The 12197-nt window shown below is 44.0% G+C and carries 6 protein-coding genes and 1 tRNA gene; all 7 read right to left on the reverse strand.

The genetic code is table 11. The features are described 5' to 3' along the window. Positions 1 to 80: 80 nt before the first annotated feature. On the reverse strand, positions 81 to 3515 hold the full coding sequence (locus QT979_RS21010) for a PAS domain S-box protein (RefSeq protein ID WP_333311586.1): 3435 nt from the start codon (positions 3513 to 3515) through the stop codon (positions 81 to 83). Between the two features lie 222 nt (positions 3516 to 3737). Continuing rightward, complete coding sequence (locus QT979_RS21015; RefSeq protein WP_333311587.1) at positions 3738 to 5642, reverse strand: response regulator; 1905 nt, start codon at positions 5640 to 5642, stop codon at positions 3738 to 3740. Positions 5643 to 5940: 298 nt separating this feature from the next. After that, a complete protein-coding gene (dpdE, locus tag QT979_RS21020) occupies positions 5941 to 9276 on the reverse strand; it encodes a protein DpdE (protein ID WP_333311588.1) in 3336 nt (1111 codons plus the stop codon). Between the two features lie 202 nt (positions 9277 to 9478). Next, on the reverse strand, positions 9479 to 10129 hold the full coding sequence (locus QT979_RS21025) for a glutathione S-transferase (protein WP_333311589.1): 651 nt from the start codon (positions 10127 to 10129) through the stop codon (positions 9479 to 9481). 237 nt (positions 10130 to 10366) lie between these two features. Continuing rightward, complete coding sequence (gene trhO, locus QT979_RS21030; protein WP_333311590.1) at positions 10367 to 11314, reverse strand: oxygen-dependent tRNA uridine(34) hydroxylase TrhO; 948 nt, start codon at positions 11312 to 11314, stop codon at positions 10367 to 10369. A 54-nt stretch (positions 11315 to 11368) separates the two neighbouring features. Beyond that, positions 11369 to 11440: transfer RNA gene (locus QT979_RS21035), tRNA-Gly, on the reverse strand. A gap of 115 nt (positions 11441 to 11555) precedes the next feature. Then, entirely contained in the window at positions 11556 to 11867 is a 312-nt protein-coding gene (locus QT979_RS21040; protein ID WP_333311591.1) for a hypothetical protein, read from the reverse strand. Between the last annotated feature and the right edge of the window lie 330 nt (positions 11868 to 12197).

The following is a 12197-nucleotide window of genomic DNA, read 5'->3' on the forward strand; positions in this document are numbered from 1 at the left end:
TTTTGGTAAAAATTGTAATCTCACACTTTTTTCATTATAACCGATAACTAATCAACTTATTTATTTTTCATTCCTAAGCGTTATTCAGTGGTGGGTAAGGGTAGGGTAAAGCAAAATGTGCTGCCTTCACCTAAGATACTTTCCGCCCAGATTTTGCCGCCATGCCGGTCAACAATACTGCGACAGATTGCTAAACCTAAACCGGTGCCTCCTTTTTCACGGGAGTCGGAGGCATCGACTTGCTGAAATCGCCCAAAAATCAGTTCTAGTTTATCGGCAGGAATGCCTCGTCCGCGATCGCTAACTTGGAACAGCACAAAGTCTGTCTGGTTTTCGGCACTCAGATGAATTGTGGAATCGGCAGGTGAGAATTTAATTGCATTACTGAGCAAATTTGTTAAAGTTTGGACGATCGCATCTCCTATTGCCCAGACTTCGGCATCCGTGGGGGTAACGATTAATGAGATCCGTTGTTGAGTAGCGATCGCCTGAATGCAATCTACTGCTTGCTGCATCAAATCTGCAGCTTTGCAAACAGTTTTCTCCACAATTGCCCGCCCGGAGTCTAGGCGTTCCAGATCTAAAATATCATTAACCAGGTTCACTAAACGATTGGTATCAAGGAGGGCAATTTCAATCATGCGTCTAGATTTTTCTGGTTTTTTATCATAAACCCCACTTTTTATTAGTCCCAATGACATTTGGATTCCTGTCAAAGGAGTGCGAAGTTCATGGCTGACAATGCCAATGAACTCATCTTTAATGTGTTCGAGCCTTTGTCGTTCAGTAATATCTTCCCCAATGCTGATAGTTCCAATGATGTTTCCCTCTGAATCTTGCAGAACGGTATTGTTCCAAGCAATGAACCGTTCTTCACCCGATTTTTTCAAGATAGGATTTTGATAATAGACATGATATTTCTGGGCTAAAACTTCCGAGAAAACAACTTTAATCGATTGTTGAATAGAACGGGGTAATAATTCTTTAAACCAATTCTTTCCGATAACTTCGGGGTGAGTATATCCTGTGATTTGTAAGAAGAAAGGATTAACGTAATTGACATTTCCCCTTATATCAAGTCCGACAACAATCAACTGCACGTTATCCAAAAGCGATCGCCAGCGTCGTTCGGCTTCTCGGATCGTGGCTTCGGCTTGCTTACGTTCTTGCAGTTCTAGCTTAAGTTGTCGGTACAGTTTAGATTGCTGAATGGCGATCGACAATTGGCTGGCAATCTGTTCAACTAATTCTATTTCCCACGATTGCCATTGACGAGGTGCCGTATTTTGGTAGATAGCTAACAAACCCCAGAGCTTTTCTCTCAAAAATATCGGGAAAACTGCATAACTTTTTGCTTGAAATTGTTCCACTAGCTCGATATGACACTGTTGAATTTCAGCGCTGTAAATATTATTAATCACCAAGTTTTCATGATTGCGGAAGCGACCGCCGTGAGTTTCTTGCAGATAGGTATCTGCACAATTTTTTTGAAGGTCGCTCCCTATCAGTTTTACCCAACCCTCACCAACTGACTCCACGACAAAATCACCACTCCAATCAGGATTAAAGCGGTAAATGGCAGTGCGATCAGTTTGTAATGTCTGCCTGATTTCAATAACAGCAGTATTTAGAACGGCATTCAGATCCAAAGATTGGCGAATCCCTTGAGTAATCCTCCATAGCAAATGTTCCGTTCGGGATTTCTGTAGTAAGGCTGCTTCCGCCTCTTGTCGAACTTCTTCGAGGTGCTTCGCTACTGTGATATCTTGCTGAACGGCCACCAGAACCTCGCCATAGTCGGAATGATTGAATACACAGCAAGTGGCACTACACCAAAATGGAGTTCCATCTTTCTTGACATTATGAACTTCATAGCTAAATTCACCCCTTTGTAAAACGGCAGACCGAATGGCTTGATTTACATCTTCAGGACTGACCGATTCGCTGCCATAGTTCACTATAGAAACGTGCTGACCGTTGAGTTCGCCACAGTCATAGCCAAACATCTGCTCAAATTTAGGATTGGCATAGACAATTACTCCATTGTCGATTCTTACTAAGCAAATTCCTTCCGCCATGTTGCGGGTAATAACCGCCTGAAGCTCCAGCATTTGTTCGGCTTGTTTAAGTTTAGTCAGATCGCGCAGACTGACGATTACCCCTACAATATTTTCGCCTATATCACGTAAAGGCGTATAAGTAACGCTCAAAAATTGCCTGACTAAATTGGGAGAATCAAACCAGTTTTCATACTGAATTTTTTCTCCCGCCAAACATCTGTCTAACCGAGGTTTGATTAAGTTATCGAACACGTCTGCATCCAGGATATTTCTAACAGAATTTCCGATAACTTCGCTTTCAGATTTGTTGCACCAAGTCAAATAAGCTTGATTGACTATTTGATAAATATAGTTGCGATCCATCAGCACAATCCCATCTGTTGTATTGAATATGATGCGTTCATATTGGCGGAAGGCTTCTTCAGTACGTTTGCGCTCGGTGATATCAAATACGCTAGAACGACTCATCATGAAGTTACCTGCTTCATCATAAATTGCTGTCGCATTTAAGTTTATCCAAATCGGTTTTCCGCTTTTATTCAACATCTCAAACTCTAAATTCTCTATCCAGCCTTCTTTTTTAAATAAGGGAAAGTTTTGATAAAAAATATTTTTACTTTCAAGTGTCATTAAATCAACAAATTTCTTTTGGTTTACAATTTCCTCGCGGGTATAGCCTAACCACTTCAGTTCCGTATCATTAATCATAATTATTGTTCCTGCTGCATCTAGGGAATGATAGCCACAGGGAGCATTATTATATAGGTCTTCAACTTGATGGATATATTGTTGCAAGCTATGGTTGACTTCAGTGAGTTCGGCTGTCCGTTCTATGACTCGTTGTTCGAGTTCAGTATTGAGTTTTTGTAGGGCAATTTCTGCTTGTTTTTTCTCCCTCAGTTCCGTTTGTACTTGCTCAAATAAATCAGCTTGCTGAATGGCAATTCCAGCTTGAGTTGCTAGCTGTCGCATGAGTTCAATTTCTGATGGTTGCCATTCGCGAGGTTCTGTACACTGATGGGCAATCAATAATCCCCAAAGTTCTTCTCCCTTAAGGATAGGAATAACCAGGCTAGCTGTAACGTGAAAATTTGGCAGGAATTCCCGGTGAGAAGTATCAATTTCGGCAGTATAAGTATCATATTGAGAGGTGAATAAGCCTTGTTTGAAGGGTTCGATATAGCTTTCAGCAAAGCAAGGCTCCTGTATCTGAGTGGATAAGATTGATCTCCATTCTGAACCAACTGACTCTACCACCACCTTGCCGCTCCAGTCTGGAGCAAATTGGAAGATAATTACGCGATCGCATTGCAGAATGTTTCTGAGTTCCGTTACCGTAGTGTTGAGAATATCTTCTAGTTGGAGGGATTCGGAGAGAGAAAGTGCGGTTTTAGCAAGGATTTGTTGTTGCTGTTGTTGCAATTCCCCATAATTCTCATCAGTATGATCTATCATTAATCTACTTAATTAATTACATTTTTTAGATTGAGGCCGAAACCGGGTTTTTAGCCCTTGTGCGTAATACCAATTTAATGTGAAGTTGCACATATCTCGATCCCCCTAAATCCTCCTGGTTGTTGGGGGACTTTGATCGGAATCTTGTCCCCCCCTTATTAAGGGGGGCGCCAGGGTGATCGGATTCTATGCAGCCTCATAAAAAATTGGTATAAGTTTTATTTAAGTATTCCCACCCTGAAGTAAAGGACGAGTGCGCTTGATTCGGCTGAGTACCCGCGTGACTAATTCAGGCCCTAGTACCGGCTTGGTAATAAAATCATCGGCTCCCGCTGCAAAGGCTTGTTGCAGAGATTCTGGATCGGTATGGGCTGTCACCACCAAAATCGGTAAATTTTCCCATTGGATATCTTGTCGGACGACCTGACACAATTCTAAGCCACTGACGATCGGCATTTCTAGATCCAGCACTACTAAATCGGGTTCAGTGCTAATTAACATCTCCCAAAATTGCTGTGGTTCTTTGAGATTTGTCACCTCAATTCCCCAGGGAGTCAGTAACGCTGATAATTTAACCAGCATCACAGGGTCATCATCTACGATTAAGACTTTGGCTTCTGAAGTTTTGGGACTGGGTAGAACACGGGAAATCGCTCGAAAAATTTGCTCGGTGGTTGCAGGTTTGTGGAGAAATTGCTTAGCACCTAAGCGCGATACAGCCAAGCGATCGGCAAGGCTATCTCGTCCGGTAAAAACAATTATAGGCAGGTTAGGCGATCGCTCGGTCAGTTCTCGCAGTAGCGTCAATCCATCTTCCTCTGTCTCTGCAAAACTTAAATCTAGTAACATCACATCGGGCATGGACAGGGCAAGACGCGATCGGGCAGCAGTAATATTCGGCGCAATTTTCATCCGCAATCCCCAAGCTGCGGATTCTACTTTCAATCGCTCCGTTAATGCAGCATCATCATCAACTACCAAAACCCGATAGTTGAAAATTGAAATAGTAGAAACTGGTGCTGCGGTTGATTTAATAGGTGTTGTGGCTAATTCCTGCTGTAATCCTGTCACCAATTCCGAGAAGCGGGTAATTTCTTCAGCAGTCAAAGAGCGATCGTTTATTAGCAAATGCTCTGCAGAGCGTGCCAATTTCGAGCCTTCGGGATAACCAAAAGATCCCAGAGAGCCGGCCAATTTATGAGCTTCACGTTTTGCCGATTGCTGTAATTCAGTTTCTAATTTTCCTGCTAATATAGCAGTTTTTGCCTGATCCAATACAGCAATTTGTTGGTCGAAGCCTCCCCGAAACCGCTCTAAAACTTTGTCGATATCGGACTTATCTACCCCGCGAGATTGATGTTTTTGGGGGCGCTCAATCCCAGAATTATTTGAATGAGACGACGCAGATGGGGTGTACGGTTTCAGTCGATAGCCCATGCCATAAACTGTTTCAATGATTTCTTCAGTTAAGCCGCCGGCCTTCAGTTTCTTTCTGACATCCTTAATATGAGTGATAATGGCGCGATCGGTTGGTGCGTCATCAAATCCCCACAGCCGATCCAAAATAGCACTGCGGCTAAAGATGCGATCGGGATTTCGCAGTAATAATTCCAGCAGATTATATTCTGTTGCTGTCAGTGAAATTATTTGTTCGCAAAAAGTCACTCTACCAGACTCTAAATCTAAACAAAGATATCCCCAAGTCAATGTATTAGCCGCTGAATTCTGAGTATAACCTCCTGGATAAAGTGCTTTACTTCGTCGCAATAAAGTTCGGATTCTTGCCAGTAATACTTTCGTAGCAAAAGGCTTGCTGATGTAATCATCTGCTCCCGCATCGAAAAGAGCCACCACCTCCGCATCTGAATCCTTTGCCGTCATTAACAGGATCGGTTTGCAGTAGCCTTGCGATCGCAATTGCCGACATAGACTAATTCCATCTAGTTTGGGAACTTGCACATCTAACAATATCAGGTCATACTCAATTGTGGCTGCCAAGTCTAGGCCCACTTGTCCATCATTTGCACGATCAAACCCGTAATGATTTGCCTCCAACACCTTTGCCAGTGTTGCACTCAGCCCTCCATCATTATCTACGAGCAAAATTTTGATCGGAGACTTCTTCATTTTAGCTGTGCGGTTCAATTCCCATGCGATCGACGCGCTTTGATGTCAGGCCGAAGCGTGGCTTTTAACTAAATCACTGCTACTCATTACTACTCCTTTTATCTTACCATTTTTGCAGTCCCATCACCTAAAAATTGCTGTCATTTCCGCAGTTTAGATAAAACCGATCGCCCTTTCCTTCATCTGCGTCCATCCCCGTTTATCTGCCTACATCTGCGGTTCAAAAAAAGCGTGAAGCGAAGCTATCCCGAAGGGTAGGGAATCGCCCCCAAAAAGAGCGATCGCCCTACCAAACAAATTATCCTTCATCCTCCGACTTTACAGGAGGACGCCCAGAAATCACAATAAATCCCACAGACTCAAGAGTCATGTGCGGGCGGCGAATACCAGCTAAAACCGCTTGATTCAACAAACTTTCGGTATTGATTTCATCAGCCAAAACCGATTCTAAAAGTTGTTCGGATTTAGAAAGTCGATGCAAGCGCAACTGCAATTGATTCACCCGGTTTTCGAGTTGGATTGCAGCCGTGACAGCAGATCGATCGCACATTTCCACAAAAGCCGATCGCCCGCGCAACAATTTCTCCGATACCACCCGTCCCTTTTGACAAAAATCATCCCATTCTAGCGGATCGACAAAACTGTCAATCAGCGATGTGCGATTTTTCGACAAATTGTAATCCCGATTCTGCCCGCCTTTCCCCTTATAAGCCCGCTGCAAAATCGCTAGAATTTCCGCATCTTCCACCAGTGACATTTCTTCGCTGCGAGCATCTACAAACACAGTTTCAAAAATGGGCAGAAACAGAGCATCAGCGCGGCGCTGCAAAGCTTTCAAGTTGTAATTTTCGATGTTTTGTGCTTGCAAAACTTGCTCTGCCGGTTGCACATCAGTCTGGATGGAATAATTAAACTGAAAGCCAAACCACTCCTTCCCGGGTTCCGCATCCCAACTTTCATCATGCCGCCACATGGCAAAAGCTTGGCCCCGATCGTCCCAGCGAATATAAGAGCTAATTGCATCGATCAATCCCTCACCAATGCGGTAAAGAGCCACATCCGCATTCTGATGAGCAATGCGGCGATTGTAACTACCATATTGCTGGCAATAAGGAACCAATCTGGTCATCAAATCGTTCGAGGGAATTAAAGTTTTTTGAGTAGGTTTATAGCGCATCAGCCCCGATATACTCGGATGTTCGATTTGTTTGAAGTGAAGAGCTTGACACAACCAACCTTCTGTAGACCGCTGCATTTCTTTATGCTTAGCATCGCAGTTATCGAGAGACTCAAAATACTGAGATGCGCTGTCATCAAGAGTATCAATTTCATCGAGAACGTACTGTTCATCAATTTTGATTTTCTCTTGTTCGATTTCAGTTTTAATCGCTTCAATTTCGCTCGATAAGCCCTTGCCTCCCTCAGCAAACAACTTTTCTTCAAGTTTGAGAAGTTTTTCCTCAGCATAAAACTGAAGGCTGGCAAGAGATTTGTTGAAGATATCAAACCCATCTTTTAAAACTTGAAACCAAGCTTCGTGGGGACTCTCTGGCATATCCGGGCCTGCAAACAAACAAAATTGCACTCCCATTTTGCTACCAATGCGATCGACTCTGCCGAGTCTTTGTTCTAACTGGTTGGGAAACCACGGCAAATCGAAGTGAACTAACCAATCTGTCAATTGCAGATTTACCCCTGCTTCTGCCGATCGATCGCACACTAAGATAAAACAATGGGGTTCAGTCTTAAACCGCTTGAGACTAGCCTCAACCTCATCAGCCGATTTGGTCGTGTCATGGCTGGCGATCGCATTTTTACCAAAGATTTTAGCTAAATTTTCCGCAATCTCTTTACAAGTTGCAGTAAAACTGGTAAAAATCACAATTTTCGGGAAACGCTCGCCTGGAATCGGCCGTTTAATTTGCTGTTGAATTCTCGACAGCAAATCGCGAGGTTTGCTGTGATACTCGCGCGGAACCTTCAAAGCAACTGCCAAAAATCGGAGAATGGCGATTCGTAACAAACTCAGTCGATCGAGTCCTTCCTGGGGCTTTTCCAGGGTATTGAGCAAGGTTTCCAGCATTTCCCTTTCTTCTGGAAACAGCTCCGTTTTGGTCAAAATTGCTGTGTCATTTTGTCCAAATTCGCGATCGAGTTCAGGAGTCGATTTTTTCTGCAAGCGAGCTTTGACAACCCGTTCTAAAACATTCAGCCAAGTACCAGAAGCGCGGAAAAATAGCAGAAATATTCTCTGATATTCGCTAGACTTGGGAGCGACTGTGCGCCATTTATCGAGTACGGTTTGAATTTCCGACCACTGTTCATCATTCAGATCGTACTCAGTTTTAGGGACAGCCTCTCGCTCGAAAATCACATCCTCAACCGCATCCCGGCGGTTGCGAAGGATGCGACGATGCAGGCGGTAGGTATCGCTAACGTGAGTGCGAATAGTTCGGACAAGCCGAGCCTGTTCTGCGGTTTCTTTAGTTTTCAAACAACTTTCTAACTCTGTTGCTAATCCGATTAAATAATCATCTTTGGCAAAAATAGTGCGAAGTTGAGCGAGTTTTGTTTGCAAAACAGCAGGCTTGGCCTTTTCTCTGAAATCCAGCAAAGCGCGGCCGATTTCTTGACGGTTTTGCACCTGTTCCTTAAAGCTTTCCAGGTCATCAAGACGGTAAGTTGTCGGATCTAGCAAGTGCAGCATCGTTAGAAAATCTTGCTCATGGCCGATAACTGGCGTTGCAGATAATAACAATACATTTTTGCTTTTTTGAGCTAGTTTCTGACAGAGTTCAAACGACTGCTGCTGAGCGCGATCGCTCGAATTTGCCATTGCTGCCACATCATGCGCTTCATCCACAATCAGAAAATCTAGGTTGGCATTGCGGCTAACTTGATTGATTTCGCTAATAGCAACAAGCTGCACTCTATCCGCAAAATGAGACAAATAGAATTTATTTTCTAACTCCTGCCGCCACTGTTCGAGCAGGTATTTCGGAACCAGAACCACAGCGCGTCCGTTGGGTTCATCTAGCAGAAATTGGCGGAGAATTGTGCCGGCTTCTACTGTTTTTCCCAGTCCTGGTTCGTCGGCTAATAAATAGCGCACGATTGGGTCTTCTAGGACGCGCCGGACGACTTCAACTTGGTGCGGATAGAGGTCTATATTAGCAGAAATTAAACCGGTCATGCCGCGGCTGACGGCCCGCTGTTCGATCGCAGATTGAACGAATGCCAATCGGCGATCGTGAAAATACGGCGTTTCTTGGCCTTTGACTGCTAAAATGTCGATCGGATCGGCGATCGGGATATTGCAGCGAACGTAAAGTTCGCTTTCGACAGCTTGCAAACTTTGGCTGTCGGGCAGGTCAATTTCGTACTCTAATTTATCTTCATCCCAGTCATAAACTCGACCGATAATCCATCTTTCCTGACTTGTACTCCAGAGGTAGCAGCGGGTTTGGCGCTGAAGTCTGGCTTCTTGCAGCAAACCCAAGGGTACAGTTTTGCGGATGCGGTTTTTAACTGAGCAAAAATATTCAACTACCGCCTCGGTACGCGATACCTCGACAACTTTTCCGACTCCCAAATCGTTTCTGGGCGATCGAACTAATGAACCAACATCAATCATAGTTTTAGCCTGACAATACTTACTAGAATACAGTACATCCTTTCACATTAAAAAAATTAGCAAGATGCGAGTTTCGCCTGCGTCGCTTTTTTAGTCAAATGACAGTCAATCTGCTATTCGGAAAACAATAAGTTTAGCATGGTAACTAACATTTTGGTATTCAATAAATATCCGGGCAGCGAATAAGAATACCTACTTACGATCAAGGAAAAACAACGCCTGCATTACCGGATTCCCATTTCGGGTATTTCTGCATCACACTGCTATAAATTTGAGAGTCTGTAAACTCTGCTAACCAAGCTTGTAGCGGTGGCCAAGGCTGTTCGTTGAACCAAGCTGGATCTGTATGAGCGAATTGACGAACAAAAGGTGCGATCGCCATATCAGCCAATGCTACATTGTTACCAAATAAATATTTAGTGGCACTTAACTGTGAGTTGAGTCGTTCCAGAAATAAAGAACCTTCATAACGATGTACTTGAGCATCAACACCGGGATAGCGATCGGGGTACTTATAACGGTCAAGATGATATTTAAACGTATCATCAAATAGAGCGATTAGTTCCAGCATTTCTGTAACGGAACCTTGCTGTGGCATCAACCATTTTTCAGGATCGTGTTGTCTCAATGCCCACAACATGATATCGATACTTTGATCTAGAACCCGCCCGTCAACATCCATTAATATTGGTACTGTACCTTTGGGAGATACCTCCAACATCTCTGGTGGTTTGTCTCGCAAAACAACTTCCCGCAACTCACACACCCGATTGCTAACCATTAAGGCCAAGCGCGCCCGCATAGCATAGGGACAGCGGCGGAAGGAATACAAAATCGGGTATGTTGCTGACATATTATATCAATTCCGGTTGCACCGGAATTATTGTTGACTGTTGACTGTTGACTGTTGACTGTTGACTGTTAACTGTTGACTCGATTTTATTATTCCGATGCCACTGGAAACGATATAATTAGTCGATCGCACGATCGGGTTTTTCGGGTCAGAAACCCCGTTTCTTCGTAGATTTCTCGTCGCTAAACAAGATTTTTCGTAGAAACGGGGTTTCTTTAAGCTTAGTGAATAATAATATTAGTCGATCGCACCATCTACTTTTTTCTTCGCATCGTAGCGCGCGCCTATATGCACTTGGTTGCGACGCTTAGCAAGCTCAATCTGACGTTGACGTTCAGATAAGGCTTGTTTTTTGGTTTCAGTTTTTGAGTCATGACAATGAGGACAACTCACACCAAGTACAAATAATTCCGAAGCCTTATCTTCCTGACTAATCGGGTGACGACAACCGCGACAAAGTTCATAGTTACCCGGCTTTAAGTCCTGACCAACCGAAACTCGTTCATCAAAGACAAAACATTCACCTTCCCAACGACTTTCTGCTTCCGGCACCGTTTCCAAATATTTTAAAATTCCGCCTTCGAGATGATAGACTTCCTCAAAACCTTGAGTACGCAAAAAAGCAGTAGATTTCTCGCAGCGAATACCACCGGTGCAAAACATTGCCACCTTGGGTTTATTGCGTAAAGCAGTTTCCCGCAGCACCCATTCAGGTAACTCAGAAAAGCTTTTTGTTTTGGGATTAATAGCACCTTCAAAAGTACCCATAGATACCTCGAAGTCGTTACGCACATCAACCACCACAACATCGGGATCGTCAAGCAGCTTATTCCACTCCTCCGGCTTAACATATTTGCCAGCCATGAGGCGGGGATTAATGTCCGGTACTCCCATCGTGACGATTTCGCGCTTCAAGCGTATTTTCAGGCGATAAAAAGGTGCTTTTTCCGAGAAAGATTCCTTGTGTACCAGATCCGCAAAACGCGGGTCACTACGCAAGAATGCCAGCACTGCGTGTACGCCCTCGGACGAGCCGGCAATAGTGCCATTGATGCCTTCTTGAGCCAGCAAAATAGTGCCTTTGACGTTGTTGTTGTTGCAACAATCGATTAGCGGTGCTTTCAGCTCAGCAAAATCAGGTAGTTCAACGAACTTATATAAAGCAGCGGTTAAGAAATAAGCCATAGATTGAATTGATAGCACTAATTAATTTTCATAATTCTATGAAAATTCAGTCAAAGCGGACGGTGGGACTCGAACCCACGACGTTCAGCATGGGAAGCTGACATTCTACCACTGAATTACGCCCGCGCTTAGTGTTTTTTACTTGCTTTCACCTGCTTTCACCTTGGAGGCGCAGCGGTAAAAAACCACTAGAAAAACATTGTACAACTATTTTCTGATTTTGAGTATAGCATTTTGACAATCAATTTTGGGCGACAGCGATCGCACAGCCGAGCCATCGTACAGCGACGGACGAGCCAATTGTCATCGCCAGGAAAAGCTGCCACGAAATGAGCGATCGCCTCGCTTCCGAACATTGACAAAGAGTTAGCGGCTTCGGATCGCACATTCCGATCGCGCGATCGAACTGCGTCATTTTTAACAGCGCCGCCAAAGCTTCCGCAGTTTGAGTTTGCAGCCATCCCATCGCCACGATCGATCGCACCATAAACTCCCCATCCTTCACTTTCCTCAGCAACATCGGTAGCGCCACCGCAGAATCGCCCTTTCTCACAGCCCTTACCCGCCCGCAGCCTGTCTTGAGAATCCGAACTTTGCAGCGCTGCTGGGATTTCCCTAATTTCCCTCAGCCAATTCCCATATATTTTTGTTACTTTTATTTAAGATTTTAGCAAAAAGTGCCGGATTTTGGGAAAATAACAAAAAATTAAGTTATTAGAGTGTGTCTGCAAATTAACAGCCTCAAACTTCAACACCAGAAGAAGTTCAGGGAGCAATTGCTGAGTTCAAGCAATATTGGCAACGGCTAATCGACGATACTCTGGAAATGAATCAAAAGGTAAAAATGCCCCAGCAAGCAGTGATGAAGCTGTGAGAAAATAAT

This window comes from Microcoleus sp. w2-18bC1 (assembly GCF_036700365.1).
Taxonomy (GTDB): domain Bacteria; phylum Cyanobacteriota; class Cyanobacteriia; order Cyanobacteriales; family Microcoleaceae; genus Microcoleus.

Excerpts from the sequence above, each read along its gene's own strand:
- trhO (WP_333311590.1), bottom strand. The coding sequence starts at position 11,314 with ATGGCTTATTTCTTAACCGCTGCTTTATATAAGTTCGTTGAACTACCT.
- QT979_RS21010 (WP_333311586.1), bottom strand. The coding sequence starts at position 3,515 with ATGATAGATCATACTGATGAGAATTATGGGGAATTGCAACAACAGCAA.
- QT979_RS21015 (WP_333311587.1), bottom strand. The coding sequence starts at position 5,642 with ATGAAGAAGTCTCCGATCAAAATTTTGCTCGTAGATAATGATGGAGGG.
- dpdE (WP_333311588.1), bottom strand. The coding sequence starts at position 9,276 with ATGATTGATGTTGGTTCATTAGTTCGATCGCCCAGAAACGATTTGGGA.
- QT979_RS21025 (WP_333311589.1), bottom strand. The coding sequence starts at position 10,129 with ATGTCAGCAACATACCCGATTTTGTATTCCTTCCGCCGCTGTCCCTAT.